This is a genomic window from Rathayibacter sp. VKM Ac-2754 (assembly GCF_009807095.1).
GTDB lineage: Bacteria > Actinomycetota > Actinomycetes > Actinomycetales > Microbacteriaceae > Rathayibacter.
Window position 1 is genome coordinate 59195 of sequence record NZ_WUCC01000013.1, and the last position, 26499, is coordinate 85693.

Genomic DNA, 26499 nt, shown 5'->3' on the forward strand with positions numbered 1-26499 from the left:
AAGCATGAGCTCGACCCGCACGACCCGTTCCGCCTCCGATCCCATCGCCCGCATCGCCCGAGAGGACTTCGGCTGGTCCTCGCTGCTGCCGGGGCAGCGGGAGGCCATCGAATCGGCCGCCTCGGGGCGCGACACTCTGCTCGTCCTCGCGACCGGAGGCGGCAAGTCCGCCGTGTACCAGATCGCCGGGGCCGAGCGCGGAGGCGTCGTCCTCGTCGTCTCTCCGCTGGTCGCGCTGCAGGCCGACCAGCTGGCCTCGATCGAGGCGGCGCCCGCCGCGCCCCCCGCCGTCGCCGTCAACTCCTCCCTCGGCTCCGCCGCCGTCGCCCGCGCCTGGGAGCGCATCGACGAGGGTGGACCGCTCTACGTCCTGCTCGCTCCCGAGCAGCTGGCGAAGGAGGAGAACGTCGCACGTCTCGCGAAGGCCGGAGTGTCACTGCTCGTCGTCGACGAGGCGCACTGCGTCTCCTCGTGGGGCCACGACTTCCGCCCCGACTACCTGCGCCTCGCCGACGTCCGGCGCGAGCTGGGGGATCCGCCGGTGCTCGCGATGACGGCCACCGCCTCCGGCCCCGTGCGCGATGAGATCATCGAGCGCCTCCGGATGCAGGACCCCGAGGTGCAGGTGCACGGGGTCGACCGGCCCGAGATCCGGCTCGTCGTGCACCGCCACGAGAGCGAGAACGAGAAGCGCGCGGCGGTCGTCGAGGAGGCGCGGAGCTGGACCGCTCCCGGCCTCGTCTATGTGGCGACGCGCAAGGAGACCGAGACCTACGCGGCCGAGATCGCGGCCGAGGGCCGCCGGGTGGCGGCCTACCACGCCGGGCTCAAGGTGTCGGAGCGCAAGGTCGTGCACGAGCAGTGGCGGCAGGGCGAGCTCGACGTGGTCGTCGCGACCTCGGCGTTCGGCATGGGCATCGACCGCGCCGACGTGCGCTTCGTGCTGCACGCGACGACGACCGAGTCGCTCGACGCCTACTACCAGGAGATCGGCCGGGCGGGTCGCGACGGCGAGCCCGCGACCGGGGCGCTGCACTACCGCGCGGAGGACCTGGGGCTGCGCCGCTTCTTCGCCAAGCGGTCGGTCGACAAGGCCGCGCTGCGCGTGGTCTGGGCGGCGATCACGAGCCAGCCGGGCGTGAGCGTCACGGCGCTGGCGGAGGCGCTGGGGAAACCCGCGCGCACGCTCTCGCGGATCGTGAACGACCTCGCGGACGCCGATCTGCTGGACGCGAGCGACGGACTGCGCGCGCTCCAGGACGTGAGCGGCGACGCCGCCGTGCGGGCCGTCAAGGAGGCGCTCGCCTCGCGGGAGCGCATCGCCGAGTCGCGCCTGTCGATGATGCGGGCCTACGCCGAGACGACGCACTGCCGCCGCCGGGTGCTGCTCGACTACTTCGGCGTCGAGGGCGAGGAGTGGTGCGGCAACTGCGACGGCTGCGAGCGGCGCGAGGCGGCGTTCGAGGAGGCCGTCCAGCAGGCTCCGGCCGACGCTCCGCTCTCGGTGGACGAGGCGGTGGAGCACCGCGAGTGGGGTGCGGGGACGGTCATGAGCGTCGAGGCCGACCGGGCGACGATCTTCTTCGAGTCGGAGGGCTACAAGGTGCTGTCGTTCGCGGCGCTCGACTCGGGCGTGCTGCGCGAGCGCGAGGGCGCCTCCGCCTGACACTCGGCGGCGCCGGCCGTACAACGAAGGCTGAGCCGCTCCTTCTTCCGAGAATCCGGAGGATCGAGCGGCTCAGCCTTCGTTGTGCCGGTCTGGCGTCAGACGTTCGAGACGGCCGAGCTGACGTCGGTGGGCTTCTCGTAGTCGCCGTCGGGGATCGCGCGCAGGGCGTCGAGGACGTCGCCCTCTGCACCCTCCTTCTCGGCGGTCTCGACGATGGTGTCCTTCGACGCGGGGTAGTCGATGCCCGCGAGGTACTTCTGGATCTGGATCGGATTCGGGGTGGCCATGATGGTGTCCTTTCGTGGGGGTGTCAGGAGGGGCGGGTCTGGGCGCCGGAGCGGATGCGGTGCACCATCTCGGTCGTCGAGTGCTCGGAGACGTAGCCGACCGTGGTGACGGTGCCGCCGTACGAGCGGACGACCACCGCCTCCGCGAGCATGTCGGGGGCGTAGTCGCCGCCCTTCACGTAGACGTGCGGCTGGACGCGCTCGAGCAGGGGGATGGGGGTGTCGCCGCTGAAGAGCGTCACGTAGTCGACGCAGCCGAGCTCGGCGATCACTCCCGCGCGGTCGCCCTCGCCGTTGATCGGGCGGCCCTCGCCCTTCAGCCGGCGGACGGAGTCGTCGTCGTTGACGGCGACGACCAGCACGTCGCCCAGCTCGCGCGCCTGGCGCAGGTAGGCGGTGTGGCCGCGGTGCAGCACGTCGAAGCAGCCGTTGGTGAAGACGACGCGACGGCCGCGGCGCGACTCCTCGGCGAGCACCTCGACGAGGCGGTCCTCGTCGAGGACGGTCGCGGCGGGGGCCGCCAGCGAGGCCAGCAGGTCGTCGGCGCTGCAGACCGACGTGCCGGGGCGCTGCACGACGACGTCGGCGGCGGCCTGCGCCAGGTCGACGGCGGTTGCGAGGGAGCGGCCGGCGGCGAGGGCGAGGGTCGCGGTCGCGGCGAAGGTGTCGCCGGCGCCCGAGGCCTGCTTCTCCTCGGCGGGCTGCGCAAAGGTGCGGGTCAGGGTGCCGTCGGCGTCGAGGGCGGCGGATCCGTCGCGATCGAGGGTGACGACGACGTGGCGGGCGCCGGAGCGGGTGCGCAGCTCGTCGGCGTGCGCGTGGACGGCGGCGGCGCGCGCGGTGCCGCGGCCGAGCGGTGCGCCCAGGAGGAGCTCGGCCTCCTTCGCGTTCGGGGTGACCAGATCCGGGTGCGCGAACTGCCACGCGGCGAGGTCGTGCGCGTCGATCACGAGCAGGTCGGGGCGGCCGGCGGCGAGCATCCGCTCGACCGCGGCGCGGAGCACGCCGGAGCCGTAGTCGCAGACGAGGACGGCGTCGGCGCCCTCGGCGGCCTGCACTGCCGCTCGGGCGAGCTCGTCGAGCACCGCGTCGCCCGGGCGGTGGGGCCCCGAGTCGACGCGCAGCATCACGCTGTCGCCGCCGACCACGCGGGTCTTGATGGTCGTGGCGACCTCGCTCCGGATGATCGCGGTCGTGTCGAGGCCGGCGCGCTCGAGGGCGGCGAGGAGCCGGTCGCCCTCGGGATCGCGGCCCGCGACTCCGACCGTGCGCACCTCAGCGCCCAGGGCGCGCAGGTTGGCCGCGGTGTTGGCCGCTCCTCCTGCGACGTCGACCACGTCCTCGAGGCGGAGGACGGGGGCGGGAGCCTCGCGCGTCACCCGCTCGGTCTCGCCGAGCCACCACGAGTCGAGGATGAGGTCACCGAGGACCACGACGACCGGCGGCCGCTCGCGGACCTGGGCGACGAGGGCGCTCGCGCGCTGCAGGGCCGAGCCCTCGAGGCTCATCGGCCGGCGCCGGGGAGGACCGGGAGGCCGAAGTGCACGACCGTGGTGGTGGTCATCTCGTCGAGCAGCTCGGGGCCGTAGCCGAAGCCGGAGCCGCTGGTGCCGCGGGGCTGCGCGCTGCCGCCGGGCGCGCCTCCGAAGACGCCGTTGATCTTGACCGTGCCGACAGGGAGGGTCGCGGCGGCGCGGTGGGCGTGCTCCATGTCGGCGGTGAGGACGGTGGCGGCGAGGCCGTAGGGGCTCGCGGCGGCGCGGGCGAGCGCCTCGTCGAAGTCGTCGACGACGAGGATCGGCGCGACGGGGCCGAAGGTCTCCTCGGTCATCACGAGCATCTCGTCGGTGCAGCCGGCGAGGACGGTGGCGGGGTAGAAGGTGCCGTCACCGGGTGCGCCGCCGGTGAGGGCCCGGGCTCCTGCCTCGAGCGCCTCGGTCACGTGCTCGTGCACGGCGTCGCGCATCCGGGCGTCGACGAGGCGGGGGAGGGGGCCGGCGCTCCAGCGGTCGGCCTCGGCGACGAGCGCGGCGGTGAACGCCTCGGCGACGGCGCGGTGCACGTAGATCCGCTCGACGGAGGTGCAGATCTGGCCGGCGTTCGCGAAGGCGCCCAGGGCGGCCTGCTCCGCGGCCCAGACCGGGTCGACGTCGGAGTCGACGACGAGCGCGTCGTTGCCGCCGTTCTCGAGGATCACGTGCGCGCCGGTGACGGCGGCGACGCGGGCGAGGGCGCGGCCGGTCGCGGTCGAGCCGACGTGCGCGAGGACGTCGACGCCCTCGGTGCGGGCGAGAGCGTCGCCCGCGGCCCCGTCGCCCTCGACGAGGGTCAGCACGCCCTCGGGCAGCGCCTCGGCGAGGATCCGCGTGAAGAGCGCTCCGGTGCCGGGGCTCCGCTCGCTGGGCTTGTGGATCACGACGTCGCCCGAGACGATCGCTGCGCCGAGCATGCCGGCCGCCACGGCGACGGGGTCGTTCCACGGGGTGAGCGCGAGGACCACGCCGCGCGGGTGCGGCAGGGCGAGGTCGACGTTGAGGGCGCCTCCGCGCAGGGACTTGCCGCGGTGCAGGGGGCCGAGCTCGGCGTACTGGAGGAGCGTGTCGACTCCGGCGCGGACACCGCCGAGGGCGTCGCCTGCGGGCTTGCCGGTCTCGTCGGTGTTGAGCGCGGCGAGCTCCTCCTCGCGGGCGGCGACGCGGTGGGCGGCGGCGCGCAGCAGGGAGCCCCGCTCGGCGGGCGCGGTGGCGGCCCAGGCGGGGAAGGCGGCGCGGGCGCGGGCGACGGCGTCGGCGGCGAGGGCAGTGGGGGCGCTGGGCGCGCTGTGGGGTGCGGTGTCGATGGTCACGGTCACCTCTCGGTCGGAGGCGTCCTGCGGGGTCGCGGACGCGTGTGCTCGTGACCCGTACCCCTGGTCCGGGGCGTTAGACACGGCGCGCCACGGACGCCCGAGTCGCGGCGTCGGCTCCGCGTCGACTTGTACAAGTTGTACGGTAGGCGTATGACCCGCGTCACCCTCTCCCAGTTCCGTGAGCACCAGAGCGACTACATCGCCGAGGCTCAGCGCGAGCCTGTGGAGATCACGTCCCGAGGAGTCGGGCGGCGTGCCGTCATCGTCTCCCCTGACTTCTTCGATCGCGCGGTGCAGGCTCTCGAAGACCAGGCCGATCTCCGTGTCGCGGCCCAGGCGCGCCGTGACATCGGTCGCGTGACCCACGAGGAGCTGATGGTCGAGCTCGATCTCTGAGCGCGGTATGACGTAGACGATCGTCTACAGCCGGGCGGCGGCCAAGGCCTTCCGCGGCATCCACCCCAACGACCGGCTCGCTCTCAAGCGGGCCATCGAGAGCCTCGGCAGCGATCCCTGCCCGCCGGGATGCATCCAGCTCGCCGGCGGCGCCGGCGAGCACCGCATCCGCGTCGGGAACTATCGCGCCGTCCACGACGGCGAGCTCGAGATCCTCGTCCTGCGCGGCGCCCACCGCAGGGAGGAGCCCTGCGGTCACTCCCGCGGCCCGCCCCGCCCCCTCGGACCGACGGCCGCTCTCCAGAGGCCGACGCCGACCCCGAGCGCCCAGAACGGGAGGCCGACGAACACCAGGATCCACACGGGCCCGCCGCGCCGACCGGAGCCGACGGCCTCGTCGAGGCGCCAGTCGTGGGCGATGCAGACGGCGAGAGTGATCGCGAAGAACCCCGCCGACACCGCCGCCAGGAGCAGGGGGCGGGCGGCGAGGGCTTCGTGGACCTTCCGCCGCTGAGTCATAGCCTCACCCCGGGGCTCGGCGGGTCCGCACGGCGGGCACTCGGAGCCTCAGCGGAAGAAGCGGATCGCCGGGACCCGGACAGCCCGGCCGCCGGCGGACTGCACGAGCCCGACGACCGCGACGACGAGATTGACCACGCAGAGCAGCAGCCAGACGATCGCGGCGAGATCCCAGGGGAAGAAGCCGCTCGCGCGGATCGAGAGAGCGATCACCCACACCACGGTGCACGGGACGGCGATCACGAGGACGGTGAGGCCCCAGTCCGCGGCTCGGCGGCCGTTCGCGCGCGCGAGTCCGCCGGCGCGGCTCTGGTGCAGACCGACGGCGACCATCACGACGCCGCTGATCACGAGATTGAGGAACGGGAGCAGGAGCAGCCCGAGGAGCCCGAGTCCCCAGGACAGGGCCGCCGCGGGAGGTCGGACGGCGGACGGCGGCGGCGGTGTCGGGGCGTTCGTCACCCTCACAGGCTATCGAGGGAGAGGCTCGGTGCGACCCATGCGGAGCACGGCCGGACGGTCGGCGTTTCGGATCGGCACGCGCGGGGAACAGGGAGAGTGCACCCGCCCCCGGAGACGCCCGCGCCTCCGCCGCACCCGAGAGGAACCCCCGTGGTCGCCATCGCCCCCCTCCGAGACCGCTTCGACGGAGTCGAGAGGATCGCCGTGCTGCGCGGCGGTGGACTGGGCGACCTGCTGTTCGCGCTGCCGGCGGTCGACGCCCTCGCTGCCGCGTACCCCGGAGCCGAGATCACGATGCTGGGCACGCCCGCGCACCGCGTGCTGCTCGAGGGGGTCGACTCGCCCGTCGCGGACGTCGAGATCCTCCCGGTCGCACAGGGCGTGCGCGACGGCCAGGGCGAGGATCCGCAGATCGTCGAGGACTTCACGGCGAGGATGCGCGCGCGGCGGTTCGATCTCGCGGTGCAGCTGCACGGGGGCGGGCGGTTCTCGAATCCGTTCCTGCAGCGGCTCGGCGCGCGGCACACGATCGGGACGCGCACCGACGACGCGGCGGAGCTCGAGCGCACGATCCCCTACGTCTACTACCAGCACGAGATGCTGCGCGCGCTCGAGGTCGTCGGCCTCGCGGGGGCCGCGGCGGTCAGGCTCGAGCCGTTCCTGCACGTCGATCCGGAGCGGCGCGACCGGCTCGCCGCCGCGCTGCCGGCGGGCGGCCCGCTCGTGCTGATCCACCCGGGCGCGACGGATGTGCGCCGCCGCTGGCCGAGCGCCTCCTTCGCCGAGGTGGCGCGGGCGCTGCTGGCCGACGGGGCCCGCGTGCTCGTGGTGGGCGACGCCTCCGATGCGCAGGCCGCCGACGAGATCGTGGCGGGAGCGCCCGGCGCCGAGTCGTGGGCCGGCGCGGTCGGGCTGCCCGACCTCGCTCCGCTGCTCTCGCTCGCCGAGGTCGTGCTCGGCAACGACAGCGGACCCCGGCACCTCGCGGCGGCGGTCGGCGCGCCGACGGTCGGGATCTTCTGGGTGGGCAACGCGATCAACGCGCAGCCGCTCGGCCGGCAGCGCCACCGGGTGCAGCTGAGCTGGACCACGCGCTGCCCGGTCTGCGGCATCGACGTCACCCAGGTGGGCTGGACGGCTCCGCGCTGCGAGCACGAGCTGAGCTTCGTCGACGACGTGCCGGTCGACCGGGTGCTCGAGGACGTGCGGGGAGTGCTCGCCGCGACCCGCTGAACCACGGAACGCCCCCTCGGTGCGCGAGGCGCACGGAGGGGGCGTTCCGGAGTGCTCCGTCAGCGGATCACGGCCAGGACGGCTCCTCCTCGTGCGTGATCACGAGCTCGCGGACCTCGCAGCCCTGCGGCTGGCCGAGGATGAACATGACGGCGTTCGCCACGTTCTCGGGGTCGTTGAGCAGGGCGTCGGGGCCGGGCTTGTACTGCGCGTCGCGGTCGTCGAAGAAGCGCGTCTTCATGCCGGAGGGGATCAGCGTGGTCACGCCGATCTCGCCCTTGGTCTCGGCCGCGAGCGCTCGGGTGAAGCCGAGCACGCCGAACTTCGACGCGCAGTAGGCGGTCGCGTCCGAGACGGCCTTGATCGCGAGGGAGGAGGCGACGGTCACGACGCGCCCGTGGGTCTCGGTCAGGAACGGCAGCGCCGCCCGGACGACCGCCGCGGTGCCGAGCAGGTTCACCGAGATGACCCGCTCCCACTCCTCGGGGTCGACGTCGACGAGACGGCCGCAGCGGTCGATGCCGGCCGCAGTGACGACGGCGTCGAGTCCGCCGTGCTCGCGGGCGATCTCGACGACCGCCTTCTCGGCGTCGCGGGTCTTCGCGACGTCGACCTGGTAGGCGGCGACGCCCTCGCCGAGCGACGACACGTCGCGGTCGAGGATGATCGGGGTCCCGCCGGCGGCCGTCACGGCGGCGGCGACGGCGGCGCCGAGGCCCGACGCTCCTCCGGTGATCAGAACGCGGCCGATGGGGGTGGGAGTGGTGCTCATGGGTGTCCTTTCGAGGGGGCTGGTTCAGCCGACGCGGGCGAGTGCGGCGGCGAGATGAGTGGTCGAGCGGCCCGGGTGGTAGGGCACGGTGAGGACCCGGCCGCCCCATTCGGCGACGGTCGCGGTCTCGGGCAGGGACTCGGCGGAGTAGTCGCCGCCCTTCACCCAGACATCGGGGCGGATGCGGCGCAGCGCCTCGTCGGGGGTGTCCTCGCCGAAGACGATCACCGCGTCGACGCAGCCCAGCGCGAGCAGCAGGTCGACCCGGTCGTCCTGCGGGATGATCGGCCGGAGCTCGCCCTTGAGGCGCCGCACCGAGTCGTCGGAGTTGAGGCAGACGATCAGGCAGTCGCCGAGCGAGCGCGCCGCGGCGAGCGTCCTGGCGTGCCCCGCGTGCAGCAGGTCGAAGCAGCCGCCGGTCGCGACGACCGTGCCGCCCGAGGCGCGCACCGCCTCGGCGACCCGGAGCGCGTCGACGCCGCCGCCGTGCAGGGGGGAGGCGTCGGCGGGTGCTGCGAGGGAGGAGACACCACCCGCGAGCAGGTAGGCCCCCGCCTCCTCGACGGCCGCGGCGACGGCGGCCGAGGCGGTCGCACCGCCCGCGAGGGCGACGGCGGCGGAGGCGGCGAACCGGTCGCCCGCGCCGCAGGGGTCGGTGGGCGGCACGGGAGTCGCCGGCACGACGACCGGCACTCCGGCGCCGCGCGAGCGCACGAGAGCCCCGCCCGACCCCATCGTCACGGCGACCGCGCCGCAGCCCCAGCGCTCGAGCAGGGTGGTCGCGGCCGACTCGGCCAGCGTCACTCCGCGGCCCGTGGCGCCCGAGAACGCGGTCGCCTCGGCGAGGTTCGGAGTCACGAGCGTCGCCCCGGCGACCGGCGTCGATCCGCGCGGGTGCGGATCCCAGACCAGCGGCACGTCGAGCGCGTCGAGGGCACGGCGGAGCGCCGCGTCCTCGGTGAGGCGTCGGCCGTAGTCGGCGACGACGACCGCGTCGACTCCCGAGAGCGCGGCGAGCATCTCCTCCGTCACCGATGGGACCCCAGGGCGCTCGCAGCCGCGGTCGAGGCGCACGACGGCGTGACCGGAGGCGGCGACCCGCGTCTTGACGGGGGTCGGGGCGCCGGATGCGCCGGCGACGACGCGGATGCCGTGCAGCTCGGCGCGCAGCTCGGCGACATCGGCGTCGTCGGACAGCGCGGTCACCAGCGTGACGTCGTGGCCGTCTCGCGCGAGCATCCTCGCGACGAGGCCGGCGCCTCCCGCCCGGACACTGCGCGTCGAGACGTCGATGACGGGCACCGGCGCGTCCGGGCTGAGGCGCTCGGCCGGCCCCGAGAGGTCGACGTCGAGCATCACGTCGCCGACGACGGCGAGGCGCAGGCGCGCGCTCACGCGGCGGCCTCGGTGCGGGCGCGGATCCGGTGCTCGAAGGCCCGGCAGAGCGCGTGCACCAGCACGAGCTGCGCCTCCTGCACGTTCGAGCCGTGCCCCTCGAGCGCGATCGACTCGTCGCAGGCGTCGGTCAGCGGGTTGGGCCCGTCGCCGGTCAGCGCCCAGGTGCGGGCCCCCGCGGCGCGCGCCGCCTCGGCCGCGTGCAGCAGATTGGCGCTGCGGCCGCTCGTCGAGAGCAGCACGACCACGTCGCCGGCGCGGGCGTGCGCGGTGACCTGACGCGCGAAGACGTGGTCGAAGCCGTAGTCGTTGCCGATCGCCGTGAGGCTCGACGACTCCGCGTGCAGCGAGATCGCCGAGAAGGGGATCCGGTCGCCGTCGAAGCGGCCGACGAGCTCGGCCGTGAGGTGCTGCGCCTCGGCGGCCGATCCGCCGTTGCCGGCGGCGAGCAGTCGCGCCCCCGAGTGCAGGCGGTCGGCCAGGTCGATGCCCCAGGCCGCGATGCGCTCGGAGTGGCGCTCCAGCTGCGCGACGACGTCGAGGGCGCGGGCGACGTGGTCATCGACGAGGCGCCGGGCGGCGTCCGTCGGGGTGTCGAGAACGGTGTCGAGGGTCATCGTGCCGCCTTCCGGGGGAGGGGGAGTGAGGGGGCGCCGGTGAGGAGCGGTTCGGCGCCGGCGAGTGTCGAGAGGTAGGCGCGCTCGGTGTCCGCGGCGACGCGGTCCCAGGAGTAGCGCGAGGCGACGCGCTCGCGACCCGCGGCGCCGTACGCGCGGGCGAGAGCGGGCTCGTCGATCAGAGCGGCGAGGGCGGAGGCGAGCGCCTCGGGGTCCCGCGGCGGCGCGTGCACACCGGTCACGCCGTCGACGACCGTGTCGATGAGACCGCCGACCGCGGAGGCGACGACCGGCACTCCGCACGCCATCGCCTCGAGCGGGGTGATGCCGAACGGCTCGTACCAGGGAGCGCAGACCACGATGTCGGCCGAGCGGAGCATCGCCGGCATCTCGGTCTGCGAGAGCTGACCGACCAGGGCGACCCGGTCGGCGACTCCGAGGCTCTCGGCCACCGCGTGCAGCCGCCGGTACTCGGGGTCGGCGGCGAGCGCGTCCCCCGAGCCGGAGCCGCCGACGATGACGAGCTCGGCGTCTCGGCCGCCGGCGACGAGCAGGGCGAGGGCCTCGATCGCGTGCCCCATGCCCTTGCGCGGCACGAGACGGCCGATGCTCATCAGCCGTGTGCGCTCGGTGCGGGGCGCGACGGGTCCGTCGGGGGTGAAGCGCTCGATGTCGACTCCGCACGGGACGATCGAGACGCCCGCGGCGGGCACGCCGAGGGCGGTCAGCTCGGCCACCTCGTCGGAGCAGGTGGCGATGATGCCGTCCGCCCGGCGGCCGACTCCCGGCTCGAGCCACTCGCGCTCGGCCGGGCTCGTGTCCTGCGCGCCCTGCTGGCGGCGCTTGACGACTCCGAGGGCGTGGAAGGTGTGCAGCACGGGGACGCGGCGGCCGGTGGCGGTCGCCACCCGCTCGGAGGCGTCGAGGGCGGCGACGCCCGACATCCAGAAGTGGCTGTGCACGAGGTCGGGCCGCTCCTGGATCCAGTCCGCCGCCAGGTCGACGGCGAAGTCGGCCATGAACGGCAGCAGGTCGTCCTTCGGCACGCGGCGCGCCGGGCCCGCGTCGATGTGCACGACCTCGACTCCGGCGGTGAAGGGGACGCGGCGGGGGAGGGACGGGTCGTCTCGGCGGGTGTAGACCACCACGCGGTGGCCGCGGCGGGCGAGCGCCTCGGCGAGGGCCGCGACGTGCACGTTCTGCCCGCCCGCGTCGACACCGCCGAGCGTGGCCAGCGGGCTGGCGTGCTCGGACACCATCGCGATCGTGAGCGGCGTCATCGGGTGCTCCCTTGCGGGGTCGGGGTGCGGCGGGGGAGATCGGCGAGCACGGTGTCCCAGTCGCGGTGGAACCGGCCGAGCCCGTAGCGCTCGAGGGCGACCTCGCGTGCCACCGCCCCGGCGGCCATCGCCCGCTCGGGGTCGGCGATCAGCGCGCGGGCGGCGGTCGCCAGCGCGTCGAGATCGTTCGAGATCGCGCCGGCCTCGGGCGGCACGGCGCGGCCGGCCTCCGTGACGTCGAGCGCGACCACGGGCATGCCGAGATGCATCGCCTCGAGCAGCGCGAGGCCGAGCGAGGTCCAGCGGAACGGATGCAGGTAGACGCGCCGGCGGGCGAGCGCGGCGTGCATCGCCTCGGTGCGCACGTCGCCCATCACGTTCACCTCGGCGAGCCCCGGCAGCCCGCGCAGCGCCTCGGTCTTCATGCCGAAGACGTCGAGCGGGGCGATCCGGGCGAACCGCGGCAGCAGGTCCGTCCCCGCCACCCGCCCGCGGCGGACGGGCTCGTTGACGGCGACGCCGAAGTGCGGCAGCTCGCCCGTGTAGAGCGCGCCGGGATCGTGGATGCCGTGCTCGATCACCGCGGTGGTCGTCGATCCGGTCTCCCACATCAGCGCGTTGAAGTGCGTGACGTGCACCAGGAGGAGGTCGTCGCGGTCGGCGAACGGGTGCCGGTTGTCGGGCACCTCGCCCCGCGGCGTGTTGTGCTCGACGTAGACGGCGGGCAGGTCGAGGCCGATCCGCCGGCCGAGCAGGCGCTCGGCCTCGGCGAGCTCCTCCGGTCGCTGCAGCAGCACGGCGTCGACCTCGGCGTCGCGCAGATCGTCGGGGGCGATCTCGATCGCGTTCGGCCAGTCGCGTCCGCCGGTACCGAGGCCCCAGCCGTCGCGCTCGGGCGTCGTCGGGAGCAGGTACTGGTGGTCGCCGCGGACGAAGGCGTCCGCCCAGCCGCCGTGCACGTGCCAGAGCAGGATCCTCATGCCATCGCCTCCGTCGTCGTCAGTCGCAGGGCGGCGGCGACCGCCTCCTCGGCGCTCACCCCCGCCAGGCAGGGATGGCCGGGCACGGGGCAGACGCGCGCGCGCGAGCCCGCGCACGCCGCGTGCTGGTCGCCGAGCAGCGCGACGGGCACGCCGTAGGGCGCCCAGCGCACCGCGGGGACGACGGGCGCGAAGAGGCTGACCACCGGAGTGCCGACCGCCGCGGCGAGGTGCGCGGGGCCGGTGTTGCCGCAGATCACGACGGAGGCTCCCGCGAGCACCTCGGCGGCGCCCGCGAAGTCGGTGGCTCCGCCCAGGTCGATGCCGCGACTCCCCGCGACCCGGGCGGTCAGCGCGCGCTCGCCCGGGCCTCCGGTGACGGCGACCGTCCAGCCCGCGTCCGCGAGGAGCTCGACGGCGCTCGCCGCGTTCTCCGCGGGCCACGCGCGGGCGGGCACGGCCGCTCCGGGATGCACGACCACGTAGGGCCCGACTCCGTCGAGCTGCGCGGGGAGGCGACCCTCGCGGCGCACTCGGAGGCGTCCGTCGTCACCGGCGGGCAGGGCGAACCCGGCCGCCGCGGCGATGGCGAGGGCGCGCTCCGGCTCCGGCTGGTCCTCCTCGAGCGTCTCGCCCGGCACGAGGCGCACGTCGAGCAGCGCACCGGCGAAGTCGACGGAGGCGCCCGAGATGCGGGCGACGCCTGCCAGGCGCAGCAGCAGGGCGAGCGGCAGCGGCGACTGGTGGAACGAGGTGAGGATCACGGCCTCGTCGGGCGAGAACTCCCGCACGATCGCGGTGAGCTCCTCGACCAGGGCGGCGTCGACCGGCCTGGAGGCGTCGCCGATCCACGGGCACGACCAGGTGCGCACCGAGGCGGGGCCGGGCAGGAGGGCGCCGGCGGGCGCACCCTGCGGGCCGCACAGCAGCAGCACCTCGGCGTCCGCCGCGATCGCACGGACGGCGGGACCGCAGAGCAGGACGTCGCCGGCGCTGTCGAGGCGGGCGACGAGCACGCGGCGCGTCACTCCGACTCCCCGTCCGGCTGCATGGCGAGCAGCAGCTCGACCGCCTCGAGGAGGGTCGCCGCGCGCAGCGGTGCGGCGGCCACCTCGTCGGCGAGGGTGATCGGAGTCGGCACGATCACTCCGCGGGCTCCCGCGGCGACAGCGGCCCCGACGTCGGCACCGATGTCGCCGATCACGGCGAGGGAGTCGGCCGGCAGACCGAGCGCGTCGGCTGCGCCGAGCACCATCCCGGGGGCGGGCTTCCGGCAGTCGCAGCCGTCCTCGGGTCCGTGCGGGCAGAGCATCCAGACGTCGAAGCCGCCGAAGAGCTCGTCGACCCGCGCGTTCACGGCGTCGGCCTGCGCGCGGTCGATGATGCCGCGGGCGATGCCCGACTGATTGGTGACGACTCCGAGGGCCAGCCCCGCCTCGCGAGCGCGCGCCACCGCGTCGAGCGCGGTCGGCATCGGCTCGACCTTCGAGGCGTCGCCGTTGTACGGCACGTCGACCACGAGGGTCGCGTCGCGATCGAAGAGGATCCCGCGCAGCGGCGGCGCCGGGCGGCGTCGGCCGGGGGAGGTGCTCAGGGAGGCGTTCACCTTCTCCTCGTACCCCTCTCCATGGGGTCGTAAACCGGAGGGAGGAGAACTGCTCCCCGTCGGGCGCGTCGGCCGCGTCGGGCGCCGCGCGTCTGAGGCGGCGCGGGCGGGGTACGGGACCCGCGACAGGAAGGAGGCGCCGTGCGCGCTCTCACCGATCCCGACGGAACCCCCGAGATCCTCGCGCTGCGGGCGCTCAAGCTGGGCGACCTCCTCGTCGCCGTCCCGGCGCTGCGAGCGCTTCGCCGAGGCTTCCCCGAGCACCGGCTGATCCTCGCCACGACCCCGTGGCTCGAGCCGATCGTCGATCTCGTCGAGGGCCTCGACGCGCTGGTCCCGACGCTGCGCGGTCTCGACGACCCGCTGCCGGTCGCGCCGCACCGCATCGACCTGGCGGTCAACCTCCACGGCAACGGCCCGGAGTCGCGCGACGCGCTCACCGCGCTCGTCCCGCAGCGCACCCTCGAGTTCCGCGTCCCCGCACTCGATCCCGACGCAGGTCCCCACGACCCGCGGCCGCTCTGGATCGACGGCGAGCTCGAGAGAGCCCGCTGGGCCCGCCTGGTGAACTCGATCGGCCTCGACGCCGATCCCGAGGAGGTCGCGATCGCCGTCCCGGAGGCGCCCGCCCCGGTCGCCGGTGCCGCCGTGGTGCACATCGGCGCCTTCTACGGCTCGCGCGAGTGGCCGGAGGAGCGCTTCGCCGCGGTCGCGCAGGAGCTCGCCCGCCAGGGCCACCGCGTCGTCTACACCGGAGGCGCGAACGAGCGCGACCGCGCGCGCCGCATCGCCGAGCGCGCCGGCGTCGGCGAGGTGCTCGCCGGAGCGATCGACCTGACGGAGTTCGCCGCGGTGGTCGCCGCCGCCGAGGTCGTCGTGACGGTCGACACCGGTGCCGCGCACCTCGCCTCCGCCTACGGGATCCCCTCGGTGGTGATCTTCGGACCGGCGCCGCCCGAGGCCTGGGGTCCGCCCGTCTCGGGCCCGCACGTGGTGCTGACCGACGCCTCGCTCCGCCGCGGCGACGTCTTCTCGGCCGAGCCCGACCCGGCCCTGCTCGCCGTGCAGGTCGAGGACGTGCTCGCCGCCCTGGCGTCGCTGCCCTCGCGTGCCGAGGCGCACCTCAGGCGGTCCGCAGGGTCTCGGTCGAGCGCACGGGAGTGACGCGGGCCCGGCGCTCGCGCTCCGGAGCGCCGAGGGTCTCGGCGAGCTGAGCGAGGGTGCGGCGCTGCAGGCGCGAGACCTGCATCTGCGTCGTGCCCAGCTCGTCCGCGATCTGCTGCTGGGTCATCTCGTCGACGAAGCGCATCCGCAGCAGCTCCTGCTGGCCCTCCTCGAGCAGCCCGAGCGCCTCGGCCAGGCCGTGCCGGCGCTCGATCGCGGACAACCGCTCGTCGTCGCCGCCGAGCGTCTCCGCCAGGCGCACCCCGGCCTCGCCGACCGTCTCGTCGAGCGAGAGGGGATGCCCGGCCGAGCGCGCGTCGGTGACCTCGCTCACCTCGACCCCGAGCCGCCGGGCGACCTCGTCGTCGGACGGGTGGCGGCCGAGCTCCTGCGCCAGCTCCTCGGCGACCGCGTTCGTGCGGCGGTGCAGCTCCTGCACGGTCCGGGGCGGGCGGATCATCCAGCCCAGGTCGCGGAGGTGGCGCTTGAGCTCCCCGGTGATGGTCGGCACCGCGAAGGCGGCGAAGCTGTCGCCGCGGTCGGGCGTGAAGCGCTGCGAGGCCTTGACCAGACCGACGTAGGCGACCTGGCGCAGGTCCGACCAGTCGCCGCCGGCCTGCGATCCCGATGTCTGCCCGCTTCCGCGCGAGATGCGGCGGGCCATGGCCTCGGCCAGGCCCAGATGGTCGAGCACGATGCGCTCCCGGATGCGGTCGGCCTCCGCCTGCTCGACCGCGGCGGCCCGGCGGAACAGCGAGAGGGTGCGGGCGTCCTTCTCCTCCCGGGCCGACTCCGAGAGCGCAGCCGGGCGAGCATCGAGACGGCGCTCGGCAGCGAGATCGGTCAGGCTCATGCGGGCGCCTTTCGGGGGTCTCTTTCGGAGGTCTGAGGTCGTGGTCGGCGGTCCTCACACCGCGAGGAGAAGCTCTCGGCCCAGAGCACCACTGCTCCTGCCCGAAAGGCAGTCCATTGACGCCGAGCACTGCTTCGCGCTAGGGCGTGGTGAACACGAGACCGCCGTCGCGAGCACGATCGGGCCGAGCGGAGCACGCGGGATCGTGTTCCACACGCCCTCGGGCCGCCGGCCGGGTCGCAGGCCCCGCCCGGGGCGCCGGGCGGCTCGACGCGGATAGAATCGGACCCGTATGTCTGAGCTCACTTCCCCCCTGGATCGCGCACCCGACGCGCACCCGTTCACCACCGCGACCGGCAGCGACGTCCGCGTCCGGTTCTGCCCGTCGCCCACCGGGACGCCGCACGTCGGCCTCATCCGCACCGCCCTGTTCAACTGGGCCTACGCGCGGCACACCGGAGGCACGTTCGTGTTCCGCATCGAGGACACCGACGCCGCGCGCGACAGCGAGGAGAGCGTCGAGCAGATCCTCGACGCTCTGCGCTGGCTGAAGCTCGACTGGGACGAGGGCGTCGGGGTCGGCGGCCCGCACGGCCCGTACCGCCAGTCCGAGCGCAGCGACGTCTACCTCGACGTGATCGAGCGCCTCCTCGCCTCGGGCCACCTCTACGAGAGCTACTCCAGCGCCGAGGAGATCGACGCCCGCAACGAGGCGGCCGGCCGCGCGAAGCAGCACGGCTACGACAACTTCGATCGCGGCCTCACCGAGGAGCAGCGCGCGGCCTTCCGCGCCGAGGGCCGGCAGCCCGCGCTCCGCCTCCGCGTCCCCGACGCCGACCTGTCGTTCGACGACCTGGTCCGCGGCCCGATCACGTTCCCCGCCGGGTCGTTCAGCGACTTCGTCGTCGTGCGCCCCAACGGCCAGCCGCTCTACACGCTCGTGAACCCGGTCGACGACGCGATGATGCAGATCACGCACGTTCTCCGCGGCGAGGACATCCTGCCCTCCACCGCCCGGCAGATCGCGCTGTACCACGCGCTCATCGACATCGGAGTGACCACCTTCGTGCCGCGCTTCGGCCACCTCCCCTACGTGATGGGCGACGGGAACAAGAAGCTCTCGAAGCGCGAACCGTCCTCGAACCTGTTCCACCACCGCGACCGCGGCTTCATCCCCGAGGGCCTGGTCAACTACCTGGCGCTGCTCGGCTGGTCTCTGACGCACGACCGCGACGTGTTCTCGATCGACGAGATGATCGCCGCGTTCGACGTCGCCGACGTGAACCCCAACCCGGCCCGCTTCGACCTCAAGAAGGCGGAGTCGATCAACGGCGACCACATCCGCCTCCTCGCCGTCGACGACTTCACCGAGCGGACGGTGCCCTACCTGATCGCCGCGGGAGTCCTCGCCGGCGAGCCCACCGCCGAGCAGCGCGGCGTGCTCGACGCCGCGGCACCGCTGGTGCAGGAGCGCATCGGACTGCTGGGCGAGGCTCCCGGCATGCTCGGCTTCCTGTTCACCACCGCCGACGCGCTCGAGTACGACGAGGACGCGCTGAAGGGTCTGCCCGCGAACGCCGGAGAGGTGCTCGCCGCCTCCGTCGGCGCCCTCGAGCTCGTGCCGGAGGGGGAGTGGCTGACCGCGTCGGTGCAGGAGGCGCTCGCGTCGGCCCTCATCGAGGGGCTCGGGCTCAAGCCGCGCATCGCCTACGGCCCGCTGCGCACGGCGATCTCGGGCCGCCGGGTGTCGCCTCCGCTGTTCGAGTCGATGGAGATCCTCGGCAAGGCCGAGTCGATCGCCCGCCTCGTGCGTCTCTCCTCCCGGCTCGCCTGACCATGGGCGAGGCAGTGGGAGGCCGGTACGACGTCGTCGTGATCGGCGCGGGCCCCGCGGGGCTCTCGGCGTCGCTCAACCTCGTGCGCGCGCGGCGCAGCGTGCTGCTGCTCGACGCGAATCGCCCTCGCAACGCGGCGACGCTGCACTCGCACGGCTTCATCACGCGCGACGGCATCTCGCCGCTCGAGCTGCGTCGCCTCGGCCGCGAGGAGTTCGACCGCTACGACGCCGCCGAGGTGCACAACTGCCTGGTCACCTCGGTCGAGCGCTCGGGAGGCGAGTTCGTGGTCTCCGCCCGGGGCGTCCGCGGCTCGGCCGACCGCCGCGTGATCGCGACCGCCGTCGTGGTGGCCGGCGGCCTCACCGAGCGGCTGCCGTCGCTGCCGAGCGTGCGCGCCTACTACGGCACCGCGGTGCACAGCTGCATGGAGTGCGACGGCTTCGAGAAGGCCGACGAGCCGCTCGCCCTGATCGGCGAGACCGACGACCTCGCCGAGCGCGCCATGCTGCTCTCGCAGTGGTCGACCGATCTGATCGTCTTCACCAACGGCATCGGAGTGGTCAGCGACGCCGACGAGTCCCTGCTCGGCTCGATCGGCGTGCGCGTCGAGCGCCGCCCGGTGGTCGACCTGGTGGGGGAGCGAGCCCGGATGACCGGCGTCGCCCTGGCCGACGGAGACGTGGTTCCGCGCTCCGGCGCGTTCGTCCGTCCCGTCTGGGTGCCGATGCTCGACTACCTCGACGCCGCAGGTCCCGAGCGCGACGCCGAGGGCTTCCTCCGCGTCGACGCCGGCGGCCGCACCTCGGTGCCCGGGCTCTACGCCGCGGGCGAGGTGACCGCCCCCGGCCCGCAGCAGCTGATCGTCGCCGCCGGCTCCGGCGCCCAGGTCGCGTCGGCCCTCAACCGCGACCTCGTGCGGGCCCGCCTCGGCGAGGCCGCCCCGGAGGCGGAGCACCTCGCGATCCCCGATTTGAGCAGCGTGCGCCCGTAGGGTACTGTCGTCTCTCGGCGCTGGAACTCGTTCCGGCCGCCGCCTGGTCTCCCGGCTCATCCCGGGATGATCATTGGGGTATGGTGTAATTGGCAACACGGCTGATTCTGGTTCAGTTGTTCTTGGTTCGAGTCCAGGTACCCCAGCACTTCTCCTCCACTTCGCACGGGGTGGCCCGGCTGTCAACAAGCCCGCCCGTTCCGTGAGCGGTCTTCGCGGCTCGTTACGCTGATCCGATGGTGAGCGTGCGACGGCGGCGGAACGCTCTCACGGGTCTCGTCGCGATCGCAGCCCTGCTCCTGACCGGATGCGCCCTCGACTCCCCGCGGAGCGACTTCTCCCGCAGCTTCGGTGGCGACGAGGCCGTCGCGGACCTGGAGCTCTCGACGGTCGACAACATGCCGTTCACGGGCGGCGTGAGCGCCGAGGTGTCCGTGCGCGACGACGTCTCCGACCCGGACCTGCTGGCCCTGGTCGACCGGCTGAGCGCCTTCGCGGCCGCGCGCCCGGCGGACAAGGTGCGCATCGTGGTCGTCGCGAAGGACCTCACGCTGCCCGTCTCCCGGGACTCCGATCTGGCCGGCAGGACGACGGTGGCCGCGATCGAGCTGCGCGACGACGACCGGGTGGCGTCGGTCGCGCTGACGCCCGCTGACGACGACGACCGGGTGTCGGGTGCGAGCCTCATCCTCAGCGCGGAGGCGGACGCCGTCGCGGCGTTCACGCTGGCGGAGGACGCTCCCCGGGTGCTCGGCGAGGCTGCGGCGCCGTACGTCACAGTGCAGAGCCGGGATCGCGCGACGCTCGTCCGCGGAGTCCCGGGACCCTGGCTGGACGACGCCGAGCGCATGTGGACGGCCGTCTCGGGCGCTGTGGCCGCGACGGCCTTCCGGGCCGAGCCGGGCCGTCTCGAGGTGTCGCTGGCGGGCGAGGACTCGCTCGCGCCGGCCGCGCTCGCCGCAGCAGAGGCTCCGGAGGATCTGGTCGTGGTGTTCTCGAGCCCTCGCGTCGCCCTCGGCGCCGGTGCCACCGGCGATCCCGTCCGCGCTCTGCTCGCCGCGCTGCCCGCGGAGCCGTCTGCCGCCGTCGGCTCCGTCTGGACGGACGACGATCGCGCAGTGTTCGCCGTGGACTCGGTGGACGGGGCCCGCCTCGTCGCCTCGGCGGTGTCGGGACGACCGGAGTCGGGGGTGTTCTCGACCGTCTCGGTCACCGTGCGGAGCGCGGGTTCGCTCACTCTCGACGTCAGGTCCGCGCCGCCGGCCCTGAGCGCCGATGTCGAGGCCGCCGCGGTGCTGCTCGCAGACCCCCGGATCGCGTCTGTGGTCGGCTCGGATCGGTCGGTGACCGTGACCGTCGCGGGGGACCCGAGCGATGCCGATCTCGAGAGCCTGATGCCGGCCGCCCGGCGTCTCGCGGGCGAGACTGCGCGCGTCTGCGTGAACCGCGCCGCCGGCACGGGCGAGTGCGAGGCGGCGGAGCGCTGACCGGCCTGAGGAGCCGAGCCGATCGCCACCGAGTCGCTGTCGCGTCTGCGGTGCGGACGTGGCGTGCTCAGAACCGATCGGGTCGAAGAGGTGTCTGATCGCAGAGTCGTTCGCGCCGGCACCGCATTCAGAACGTATTCTGAACTATGCTGAGACGATGGTCGCCACCAAGCCCGCCCGCTCCTTCCAGTCGTCCGAGTTGAGTCGGAATCCCCGCGAGGTCTTCGCCGCCGCCGATGAGCATCCGATCGATGTCACTCGCCGAGACGGCGACGACCTCGTGCTGATGTCCAAGCGCGAGGCGGAGTCGCGCGAGCAGCTCCTCGAACTCGCCGCACAGCTGATCGCCGTCTCGACGGACGACCGGGGCAGCCTCGGCGACCGGATGGCGCACGTCTTCCCGTGGATGCTCGCCCTCACCACGGAGGACAGGGAGTCGTGCGCCACCCAGCTCCTCGCGGCGGCGCGGGCATCCTTCGCCACGGGTCAGGCTCACCTCGCGGTCGCCGAGACGATCTCCTGGAGGGAGACGGCGACGGCTCTCGCCGCCGGGCTCGGCACGACTCGGGTCGACTGGCTCGAGGGCAACGGCGTCGTCGTCGAACGACCCTGAGCGTGGCGAAGAACGACCGGGTCGATCGGCCGCTCAAGAAGAACGAGTACGAGATCCGCTTCGCCTCGGTGCAGGCGCAGAAGGGCTGGACCGATCTGCGCGCGACGTCACGGAACGCACTGGCCGACGCCTGGGACTTTCTCGTCCGCACGCCGACGCAGACGACTCCGACGAACTACCGCCTGAGGGGCGAACTGGCGACGGTGACCCGCGCCGGCAGCACCCACGACCGCTGGCAGCACAAGCCGACCCAGCACGGCGATGCCCGGATCTGGTTCTTCGTGAGCGAGCAGGTCGTGTACCTCGAGCAGGTGCACACCCATCACCCGAACGCGACGAAGTGAGACTCGAGGCAGTCCCCAGTGCCGCACTCGGGTCTCTCGCCGCCGAGGAGGCCTCGCCGTGGGCCGTCGTCGTCGCCGGCCGGTGAGGTCGCGGGTCCGATTCGGGCTGGTCTGCATCGACGGGCGACGGGATGTCGGAACGGCTCGAGGCGGCGTGGGTCGAGCGTCAGCGGCGGGCGGATGCCGGCGATCATCGGAATAGCCAGACGCTGGTGGCATCGGTCGCCAGGACCGCCGTGGCCCGATCAGAAGTAGCGCGAGAGATACTCTCGCAATGGTCCGTCGCAGACGTACACGTAGGTCCCGCGGATCCCGCGCGTCAGCAGCACCGTGTAGATGTTGCGGACGTAGGCGAGAAGATCCTCGTCGGTGTACGTGATGCCGAGCTTCGGGTTGTTCTCGCGCCCCTTCTTGTCGTGGTAGTTCGCGCGGTCGAAGACGATGCGGTGCTGGACAGGGTCGTAGCGCAGGTCGCGTCCGATCACGACTCCGGCGTAGTTGAGGTCGTAGCCCTGCACGGTGTGGATCGAGCCGACCTCGTCGATCGCCCCGGGGGAGTTGATCCAGTCGCGCTGGGTCCGATTCCAGCGCAGCGACAGGCCGTCGATCTCGATGTCGAAGGCGTCCTTCGGCTTCCGGGTGATCCACTTCCAGGCGTACCCGGCGACGAGTCGCGCGAGGCCGTGCTCCTGCTCTCGGAGCAGCAGCTCCCTGCGCAGCTCGGCGAGGTCCTCGAAGAAGCGCAGGTCGTAGGAGCCGAAGTCCTCGCGGTGCTCGGGCGGGGCGTCGGACAGCGTCGCGCGCACGTACCCGACGTAGTCCTTGTCCGCCGCGATGCGCATCTGCGAGCGGAGGGGGTACACGCGACCACTCGCCGACGCCTCCGCGAGGAGGCGCCCTGTGACGGCAGCAGGGAGGTCCATCGGTCGGACGGTCTGCGCCGTGTCGAGCATCAGGATCGTGTGCTTGCTGCGGGCGCGGATCCAGTCGAGTTGCGTGTACTCGAGGGAGTCCTGTCCGAACAGTGCCCGGTTGATGTCGGCGAACTTCTTGTTCAAGGGGCCGGACGGCTGATTCGCCCGCTGACTCAGACGGTGGGCCTCGTCGACCAGGAGGAGGTCGAAGGGCTCCTCGCTCTGCCCGACATCGAAAGGCGTGAGCACGAGGTCCTTGCTCAAGCCCGGCGTCAGCGTGAAGACCCGTGCGATCGAGCCGCGCAGCGACTGCTGCGGCACCACGAGTCCGACGCGAAGCGTCGACAGCAGCTCCGCGTGACCGGGGGTGAAGAAGTCGCTGAAGACGGAGTCGCTGTCCAGCGGCTCCTCCGGATCGTGCCGGCGGATGTCCTGCAGGAGTTTCAGCAGGTAGATCGCGACGACGGTCTTGCCAGTCCCCGGGTCTCCCTGCACGACGACCGTGCTCGGCTGCCCGGACTCCAGATCCGCGAACAAGCCCTCGAGGATGTCCTCGACGGCGATGGCCTGGTCGTGGTTGAGCGCTTTGAACGGCGACAGCTTGAAGAGATCGCTGTTGACGATCTCCGGAAGCGTCCGCTGGAAGAGATGCTCCTCGGTGCGCAGGACCTCGAAGACCTCGTCGAACGTCCGACGATAGGACTCGCGGTCGAAGTAGTCGGCGTCGGTGATCCCCGCGTTGTGGTTCAGGACCGTCAACCGGCCCTCGCCCGACAGCATCCGCAGGAGGAACGACTCGAGGTCGAGGCAGGCGGACTTGTTGAAGGTGTCGTCGAGGACGACCCGCACGCGCTCCAGCCGACTCTTCTCAGGAGAGTCCAGGTGCTGGCGTAGCCGTCCCTCTGCGTTGAGGGACTCGCCGACGTAGACCTCCGTCGCGCTGTCGAGGACGTAGACGACGGGCCAGTTGCGGTGCCGCGGGTCGGCGGCTCCCCAGACCCGGACCTGGTCGGAGTCGAAGGGCAGGCGCTCGAGGCTAAAGCCGGTCATACTTCTCGCTCCGACCCCGTGCCTTGTCGACGGGGTACTTCTCCCGCGTCGTGCGGAGTTTCGCGAGGACGATCTCGTCCGCGTCGACTCCGAGGCGGTCGGCGAGCAGGAGGCAGTAGGTCAGCACGTCCGCGAGCTCTTCCACCGCCGCGGGGAGGTCGCCCTCGCCCCACTGGAAGCACTCGAGCAGTTCGCCGGACTCGATGCTGATGCTCTTCGCGAGGTTCTCAGGAGTGTGGAACTGCGACCAGTCGCGCTCCCGCACGAACTCGCGGAGAGCGTCGAGGACGTCGTCATCGGGCATGGACGCCAACCTACAGCGCACCCGCCTTCGAACCGTTCGGCGTTCCCGGTCAGGACGACCGGACGATTCCGCTTCGGCTCGAGCACCCAGGCGCTCCGGCCGATGTCGGCCGCCCTCCCCGCCGCCCCGCGGCGAGCCATGCCACGATGAACCTGTACATCACTCAGGAACCCGCCTCCCGCGGGTTCGGAGCAAGGGGGAATCTCGTCCATGCAATCTGATCTGCTCTGGATCGTCATCGCCGGCATCGCGGTCGGCGTCGTGCTGCTGCTCGCCGTCATCGGCTTCTTCATCTTCCGGGCCTGGTACCAGGTGCCGCAGGCCGACGAGGCGATCGTGATCGTCGGTAAGAAGCAGAAGGGCGATGACGGGCTGACGTCCAACATGACCGTCATCACCGGTGGTGGAGCGTTCGTCAACAAGCTGACCCAGCGCTCCGACCGCATCTCGCTGCGGTCGCGGCAGATCAAGATGGAGCCGGTCGCGCAGACCAAGAACGGCGTGACGATCCACCTCGCCGGCGTCGCCCTCGTCAAGATCGGCTCGACGGCCGACCAGGTGCGCGCCGCCGCCGAGCGTTTCGCCTCGCAGGACCAGTCGATCGACGTCTTCACGACGGAGCAGCTGGAGGGCGCCCTCCGCGGCGTCGTCGCGAAGCTCAGCGTCGAGGAGGTCATGCAGGACCGGCAGAAGCTCGGCGACGAGATCGCCGAGGGCATCAAGGGCGACCTGCTCGCCCAGGGCCTCGTCCTCGACTCCTTCGCCATCCAGGGCGTCACCGATCGCAACGGCTACATCGAGGCGCTCGGCGCGCAGGAGATCGAGCGCGTCCGGCGCGAGGCCGACGTCGCCCGGATCAACGCGGCCCGCGAGGTGAAGGCCCGTCAGCTCGCCACCGACGAGGCGAACCTGATCGAGCAGACCGCCTACGACAAGAACACCGCCGCCGCCAAGTCCGAGGTCGGCCGGGCGAACGCCGAGGCCGAGCAGGCCGAGAACCTGGCCCGCGCCGAGCGCGAGCAGGCCGTCCTCGTGCAGCGCGCCGAGAACCGGCAGGCCGAGCTCGACGCCGACGTCAAGCGCGTCGCCGATGCCGAGAAGTACCGTCGCCAGACCGAGGCCGATGCCGATGCCTACGGGCGCGAGAAGAAGGCCTCGACCGACCGCCAGGTCGCGCAGCAGGTGTCCGACGCCGAGGCCTACGCCGTCCAGCGCCAGGCAGAGGCCCGTCAGGCGTCGGCCGCAGCCGAGGCGGCAGCCCTGAGTGCACGCGCTGAGGCGGAGGCCCACGCGCTGCGCGCCAAGGCCGGCGCCGAGGCCGAGGCCCTGCGTGCCAACGCCACCGCCGAGGCGGAGGCCATCCGGGCCAAGGGCGAGGCGAGCGCGGCCGCGATCCAGGCCGAGGCGGAGGCGCTCCGCGAGAACCAGGAGGCGATCCTGGGTCGCGAGCTCATCGGGCAGCTCCCGTCGCTGATGGCCGAGTTCGCGAAGGGCTACCAGAACGTCGGCACCGTCACGCTGATCGGAGGCGACACCGCCGGCACCCACATCGCTCGCGAGCAGGCGGCGAGCCTCGCGGCCACGTTCGACAGCGTCAAGTCGGCGACCGGAGTCGATCTCGGAGCGATCCTGCAGGGCCAGGCCTTCGGCCGCGGCGTGGCAGCGGCCTCCGCGGCGCCGGAGCCCGCCGACCCCACCGTCATCCCCTCGACGAGCTGACGACCGGAGGCCTCCCCGGCGACCGGGTCGGGGCGTTCACGGATGCCCTCCGTGATCGCCTCGACCCGCGCCTCAGATTCCGTATTACGATGAAGCCATGAGTGGTGAAGAGACCATCAACGGCGTCCCCGTGACCGAGGAGCAGATCGCAGCCTGGGCGGCGGAGGCCGAGAGGGGCTTCGACGTCGACGCCCTCAAGAAGCGCGGGCGAGGTCGTCCGGGTCGCGGCGCGGAGGCGTCTCAGGTCGTCACCGTCCGGCTCACTGCCGAGGAGCTCGCCGCCCTCGACAAGCGCGCCGCGCGTGAGCAGAAGAGCCGGTCCGACGTCATCCGGGACGCGATCGCGGCTGCATGAATGTTCACCCGTCTGCGCTGAAGCACGGGATAGCTGCTGTCGATGCGACGCGGGCGGCGACATTCGCGCTGTGGATCGAGGATCTCGACGACGAATCACCAGCGCGTCAGTTGCGTCTCGGGTTCGATTCGAGAGGTCGCCTCCTGGAGACGGTCGTTCTGATCTTCGACAGCGGCGACGAACTCGTCATCCACGCCATGAAGGCGCGCCCGAACATGATCGACCTCCTGCCCTGAGTCGGCTCGCGCTCCCTCACCCGAGCTCCTTGCGCATCTGCACGGCCGTCGTCTCGTAGCCGAGCGACTCGTAGAGGCCCCGCGCGGTCGTGTTGAAGCCGAAGACGTTCAGCGCGAGAGCGCGGCCTCCGCGAGAGGACACGTGCTCCTCCGCCAGCAGCATCGCCGCGCGACCGAGGCCGCGCCCGCGCTCGGGGGCGTCGACCTGGACGTCCCACACCCAGAAGACGCCCTCGAGGTCGCTGGGGTGCGGGCCCAGCCAGATCGTGCCCACGGGCCGGTCGCCGTCGAGGATCGTGAGGACGTCGTGCCCGGGCGCCGGGACTCCCTCGGGGAAGTACTTCTCGTAGGAGACGTCGGCGTTGCGAGTCGCCGCGGACTCGTCATCGCCCGCGCGGATCCGATCGGCGATGTAGGCGGCGCGCTGCGTCCGCATCCAGACGGCGAGAGCGGAGGCGGACAGGGGCGAGAGCGAGACGGTCACCCCACCACGCTCGCACGCTCCACGCAGGTCCGCCATCAGGCGCCGCAACAGGTCCATCCGTCACAGACGGCCCGTCCACGCGA

General features: G+C 73.1%; 28 protein-coding genes and 1 tRNA gene. 13 read left to right on the plus strand and 16 right to left on the minus strand.

The annotated features are described in order from the left end of the window. Positions 1-4 precede the first annotated feature (4 nt). On the plus strand, positions 5-1666 hold the full coding sequence (locus tag GRS92_RS17145; RefSeq protein ID WP_159858957.1) for a RecQ family ATP-dependent DNA helicase: 1662 nt from the start codon (positions 5-7) through the stop codon (positions 1664-1666). 98 nt (positions 1667-1764) lie between these two features. Here the strand turns inward: GRS92_RS17145 and GRS92_RS17150 are convergent, their stop codons facing one another. Genes GRS92_RS17150 through GRS92_RS17160 form a run of 3 tightly spaced genes read right to left on the minus strand, consistent with a single transcriptional unit; the run spans position 1765 to position 4801 of the window. Further along, positions 1765-1956, minus strand: a complete 192-nt coding sequence (locus GRS92_RS17150; protein ID WP_056042203.1) for a DUF2795 domain-containing protein — start codon at positions 1954-1956, stop codon at positions 1765-1767. Positions 1957-1979: 23 nt separating this feature from the next. Further along, complete coding sequence (gene rfaE2, locus GRS92_RS17155; RefSeq protein WP_159858960.1) at positions 1980-3464, minus strand: D-glycero-beta-D-manno-heptose 1-phosphate adenylyltransferase; 1485 nt, start codon at positions 3462-3464, stop codon at positions 1980-1982. Beyond that, positions 3461-4801 (minus strand): aldehyde dehydrogenase family protein, encoded by a 1341-nt coding sequence (locus tag GRS92_RS17160; protein WP_235022101.1) that lies wholly within the window; start codon positions 4799-4801, stop codon positions 3461-3463. The genes rfaE2 and GRS92_RS17160 overlap by 4 nt, the downstream gene beginning before the upstream one ends. Positions 4802-4954: 153 nt before the next feature. Here GRS92_RS17160 and GRS92_RS17165 point away from each other — a divergent pair, with 153 nt between their 5' ends. After that, entirely contained in the window at positions 4955-5200 is a 246-nt protein-coding gene (locus tag GRS92_RS17165) for a type II toxin-antitoxin system prevent-host-death family antitoxin (RefSeq protein ID WP_159858966.1), read from the plus strand. Positions 5201-5455: 255 nt separating this feature from the next. On the opposite strand, the gene GRS92_RS17170 is transcribed toward GRS92_RS17165, so the two are convergent. Together GRS92_RS17170 and GRS92_RS17175 are read right to left on the minus strand one after the other, a co-directional pair. Continuing rightward, positions 5456-5719, minus strand: coding sequence for a hypothetical protein (locus tag GRS92_RS17170; RefSeq protein ID WP_159858969.1), 264 nt, complete (start codon positions 5717-5719; stop codon positions 5456-5458). Between the two features lie 48 nt (positions 5720-5767). Then, positions 5768-6181 carry a DUF4870 domain-containing protein gene (locus tag GRS92_RS17175; protein WP_159858972.1) on the minus strand — a complete coding sequence of 138 codons (414 nt, stop codon included), beginning with the start codon at positions 6179-6181 and terminating at the stop codon, positions 5768-5770. A gap of 150 nt (positions 6182-6331) precedes the next feature. Here GRS92_RS17175 and GRS92_RS17180 point away from each other — a divergent pair, with 150 nt between their 5' ends. Then, positions 6332-7414 (plus strand): glycosyltransferase family 9 protein, encoded by a 1083-nt coding sequence (locus GRS92_RS17180; RefSeq protein WP_159858975.1) that lies wholly within the window; start codon positions 6332-6334, stop codon positions 7412-7414. 67 nt (positions 7415-7481) lie between these two features. Here the strand turns inward: GRS92_RS17180 and GRS92_RS17185 are convergent, their stop codons facing one another. From GRS92_RS17185 to GRS92_RS17215, 7 genes are read right to left on the minus strand one after another with little or no spacing between them, the layout of a single operon-like run. Then, entirely contained in the window at positions 7482-8186 is a 705-nt protein-coding gene (locus GRS92_RS17185; protein ID WP_159858978.1) for an SDR family oxidoreductase, read from the minus strand. Between the two features lie 24 nt (positions 8187-8210). Further along, positions 8211-9569 carry a PfkB family carbohydrate kinase gene (locus GRS92_RS17190; RefSeq protein WP_159859070.1) on the minus strand — a complete coding sequence of 453 codons (1359 nt, stop codon included), beginning with the start codon at positions 9567-9569 and terminating at the stop codon, positions 8211-8213. Positions 9570-9577: 8 nt separating this feature from the next. Further along, positions 9578-10198 (minus strand): D-sedoheptulose-7-phosphate isomerase, encoded by a 621-nt coding sequence (locus tag GRS92_RS17195; protein WP_159858981.1) that lies wholly within the window; start codon positions 10196-10198, stop codon positions 9578-9580. Then, positions 10195-11478, minus strand: coding sequence for a glycosyltransferase (locus GRS92_RS17200; RefSeq protein WP_159858984.1), 1284 nt, complete (start codon positions 11476-11478; stop codon positions 10195-10197). The genes GRS92_RS17195 and GRS92_RS17200 overlap by 4 nt, the downstream gene beginning before the upstream one ends. Then, positions 11475-12458, minus strand: a complete 984-nt coding sequence (locus GRS92_RS17205; protein WP_159858987.1) for a glycosyltransferase — start codon at positions 12456-12458, stop codon at positions 11475-11477. Before GRS92_RS17205 ends, GRS92_RS17200 begins: the two co-directional genes overlap by 4 nt. Continuing rightward, positions 12455-13486: a glycosyltransferase family 9 protein gene (locus tag GRS92_RS17210; protein WP_204162425.1), complete on the minus strand. Its 1032-nt coding sequence runs from the start codon at positions 13484-13486 to the stop codon at positions 12455-12457. Before GRS92_RS17210 ends, GRS92_RS17205 begins: the two co-directional genes overlap by 4 nt. Beyond that, on the minus strand, positions 13483-14064 hold the full coding sequence (locus tag GRS92_RS17215) for a D-glycero-alpha-D-manno-heptose-1,7-bisphosphate 7-phosphatase (RefSeq protein ID WP_235022102.1): 582 nt from the start codon (positions 14062-14064) through the stop codon (positions 13483-13485). Before GRS92_RS17215 ends, GRS92_RS17210 begins: the two co-directional genes overlap by 4 nt. Before the next feature lie 141 nt (positions 14065-14205). On the opposite strand from GRS92_RS17215, the gene GRS92_RS17220 reads away from it, so the two are divergent. Beyond that, complete coding sequence (locus GRS92_RS17220) at positions 14206-15228, plus strand: glycosyltransferase family 9 protein (protein ID WP_159858990.1); 1023 nt, start codon at positions 14206-14208, stop codon at positions 15226-15228. On the opposite strand, the gene GRS92_RS17225 is transcribed toward GRS92_RS17220, so the two are convergent. Then, positions 15188-16081, minus strand: coding sequence for a sigma-70 family RNA polymerase sigma factor (locus GRS92_RS17225; protein WP_159858993.1), 894 nt, complete (start codon positions 16079-16081; stop codon positions 15188-15190). The genes GRS92_RS17220 and GRS92_RS17225 overlap by 41 nt on opposite strands. 292 nt (positions 16082-16373) lie before the next feature. Here GRS92_RS17225 and gltX point away from each other — a divergent pair, with 292 nt between their 5' ends. The 6 genes from gltX (at position 16374) to GRS92_RS17255 (ending at position 21354) form a co-directional block, all read left to right on the plus strand. Beyond that, a complete protein-coding gene (gene gltX, locus GRS92_RS17230) occupies positions 16374-17915 on the plus strand; it encodes a glutamate--tRNA ligase (RefSeq protein ID WP_159858996.1) in 1542 nt (513 codons plus the stop codon). A 2-nt stretch (positions 17916-17917) separates the two neighbouring features. Further along, entirely contained in the window at positions 17918-18910 is a 993-nt protein-coding gene (locus GRS92_RS17235) for an NAD(P)/FAD-dependent oxidoreductase (RefSeq protein ID WP_159858998.1), read from the plus strand. 74 nt (positions 18911-18984) lie between these two features. After that, positions 18985-19056: transfer RNA gene (locus GRS92_RS17240), tRNA-Gln, on the plus strand. Between the two features lie 90 nt (positions 19057-19146). Beyond that, the gene (locus GRS92_RS17245; RefSeq protein WP_159859001.1) at positions 19147-20397 is read left to right on the plus strand and encodes a hypothetical protein; all 1251 of its coding nucleotides are present in this window, start codon (positions 19147-19149) and stop codon (positions 20395-20397) included. Between the two features lie 157 nt (positions 20398-20554). Continuing rightward, entirely contained in the window at positions 20555-21010 is a 456-nt protein-coding gene (locus tag GRS92_RS17250) for a prevent-host-death protein (protein WP_159859004.1), read from the plus strand. Between the two features lie 2 nt (positions 21011-21012). Further along, positions 21013-21354 (plus strand): hypothetical protein, encoded by a 342-nt coding sequence (locus GRS92_RS17255; protein WP_159859040.1) that lies wholly within the window; start codon positions 21013-21015, stop codon positions 21352-21354. 245 nt (positions 21355-21599) lie between these two features. Here the strand turns inward: GRS92_RS17255 and GRS92_RS17260 are convergent, their stop codons facing one another. Together GRS92_RS17260 and GRS92_RS17265 are read right to left on the minus strand one after the other, a co-directional pair. Further along, positions 21600-23318, minus strand: coding sequence for a DUF2075 domain-containing protein (locus tag GRS92_RS17260; RefSeq protein WP_159859043.1), 1719 nt, complete (start codon positions 23316-23318; stop codon positions 21600-21602). Beyond that, entirely contained in the window at positions 23305-23622 is a 318-nt protein-coding gene (locus GRS92_RS17265; RefSeq protein WP_159859046.1) for a nucleotide pyrophosphohydrolase, read from the minus strand. The genes GRS92_RS17260 and GRS92_RS17265 overlap by 14 nt, the downstream gene beginning before the upstream one ends. A gap of 210 nt (positions 23623-23832) precedes the next feature. On the opposite strand from GRS92_RS17265, the gene GRS92_RS17270 reads away from it, so the two are divergent. The 3 genes from GRS92_RS17270 to GRS92_RS17280 all read left to right on the plus strand — a co-directional run bounded on the left by GRS92_RS17270 (position 23833) and on the right by GRS92_RS17280 (position 25932). Beyond that, positions 23833-25341, plus strand: a complete 1509-nt coding sequence (locus GRS92_RS17270; RefSeq protein WP_159859049.1) for an SPFH domain-containing protein — start codon at positions 23833-23835, stop codon at positions 25339-25341. A gap of 97 nt (positions 25342-25438) precedes the next feature. Beyond that, the gene (locus tag GRS92_RS17275; protein WP_159859052.1) at positions 25439-25696 is read left to right on the plus strand and encodes a ribbon-helix-helix domain-containing protein; all 258 of its coding nucleotides are present in this window, start codon (positions 25439-25441) and stop codon (positions 25694-25696) included. After that, entirely contained in the window at positions 25693-25932 is a 240-nt protein-coding gene (locus GRS92_RS17280) for a toxin (protein WP_159859055.1), read from the plus strand. The genes GRS92_RS17275 and GRS92_RS17280 overlap by 4 nt, the downstream gene beginning before the upstream one ends. A gap of 16 nt (positions 25933-25948) precedes the next feature. On the opposite strand, the gene GRS92_RS17285 is transcribed toward GRS92_RS17280, so the two are convergent. After that, positions 25949-26416, minus strand: coding sequence for a GNAT family N-acetyltransferase (locus GRS92_RS17285; RefSeq protein ID WP_235022103.1), 468 nt, complete (start codon positions 26414-26416; stop codon positions 25949-25951). Between the last annotated feature and the right edge of the window lie 83 nt (positions 26417-26499).

What these genes read in the sequence shown, in the direction of transcription:
- GRS92_RS17185 (WP_159858978.1), bottom strand. Translation starts at nt 8,186, where the DNA reads ATGAGCACCACTCCCACCCCCATCGGCCGCGTTCTGATCACCGGAGGA.
- GRS92_RS17205 (WP_159858987.1), bottom strand. Translation starts at nt 12,458, where the DNA reads ATGAGGATCCTGCTCTGGCACGTGCACGGCGGCTGGGCGGACGCCTTC.
- GRS92_RS17235 (WP_159858998.1), top strand. Translation starts at nt 17,918, where the DNA reads ATGGGCGAGGCAGTGGGAGGCCGGTACGACGTCGTCGTGATCGGCGCG.
- GRS92_RS17170 (WP_159858969.1), bottom strand. Translation starts at nt 5,719, where the DNA reads ATGACTCAGCGGCGGAAGGTCCACGAAGCCCTCGCCGCCCGCCCCCTG.
- gltX (WP_159858996.1), top strand. Translation starts at nt 16,374, where the DNA reads ATGTCTGAGCTCACTTCCCCCCTGGATCGCGCACCCGACGCGCACCCG.
- GRS92_RS17250 (WP_159859004.1), top strand. Translation starts at nt 20,555, where the DNA reads ATGGTCGCCACCAAGCCCGCCCGCTCCTTCCAGTCGTCCGAGTTGAGT.
- GRS92_RS17280 (WP_159859055.1), top strand. Translation starts at nt 25,693, where the DNA reads ATGAATGTTCACCCGTCTGCGCTGAAGCACGGGATAGCTGCTGTCGAT.
- GRS92_RS17265 (WP_159859046.1), bottom strand. Translation starts at nt 23,622, where the DNA reads ATGCCCGATGACGACGTCCTCGACGCTCTCCGCGAGTTCGTGCGGGAG.
- GRS92_RS17260 (WP_159859043.1), bottom strand. Translation starts at nt 23,318, where the DNA reads ATGACCGGCTTTAGCCTCGAGCGCCTGCCCTTCGACTCCGACCAGGTC.
- GRS92_RS17275 (WP_159859052.1), top strand. Translation starts at nt 25,439, where the DNA reads ATGAGTGGTGAAGAGACCATCAACGGCGTCCCCGTGACCGAGGAGCAG.
- rfaE2 (WP_159858960.1), bottom strand. Translation starts at nt 3,464, where the DNA reads ATGAGCCTCGAGGGCTCGGCCCTGCAGCGCGCGAGCGCCCTCGTCGCC.
- GRS92_RS17245 (WP_159859001.1), top strand. Translation starts at nt 19,147, where the DNA reads ATGGTGAGCGTGCGACGGCGGCGGAACGCTCTCACGGGTCTCGTCGCG.
- GRS92_RS17195 (WP_159858981.1), bottom strand. Translation starts at nt 10,198, where the DNA reads ATGACCCTCGACACCGTTCTCGACACCCCGACGGACGCCGCCCGGCGC.
- GRS92_RS17145 (WP_159858957.1), top strand. Translation starts at nt 5, where the DNA reads ATGAGCTCGACCCGCACGACCCGTTCCGCCTCCGATCCCATCGCCCGC.
- GRS92_RS17200 (WP_159858984.1), bottom strand. Translation starts at nt 11,478, where the DNA reads ATGACGCCGCTCACGATCGCGATGGTGTCCGAGCACGCCAGCCCGCTG.
- GRS92_RS17165 (WP_159858966.1), top strand. Translation starts at nt 4,955, where the DNA reads ATGACCCGCGTCACCCTCTCCCAGTTCCGTGAGCACCAGAGCGACTAC.
- GRS92_RS17225 (WP_159858993.1), bottom strand. Translation starts at nt 16,081, where the DNA reads ATGAGCCTGACCGATCTCGCTGCCGAGCGCCGTCTCGATGCTCGCCCG.
- GRS92_RS17150 (WP_056042203.1), bottom strand. Translation starts at nt 1,956, where the DNA reads ATGGCCACCCCGAATCCGATCCAGATCCAGAAGTACCTCGCGGGCATC.
- GRS92_RS17270 (WP_159859049.1), top strand. Translation starts at nt 23,833, where the DNA reads ATGCAATCTGATCTGCTCTGGATCGTCATCGCCGGCATCGCGGTCGGC.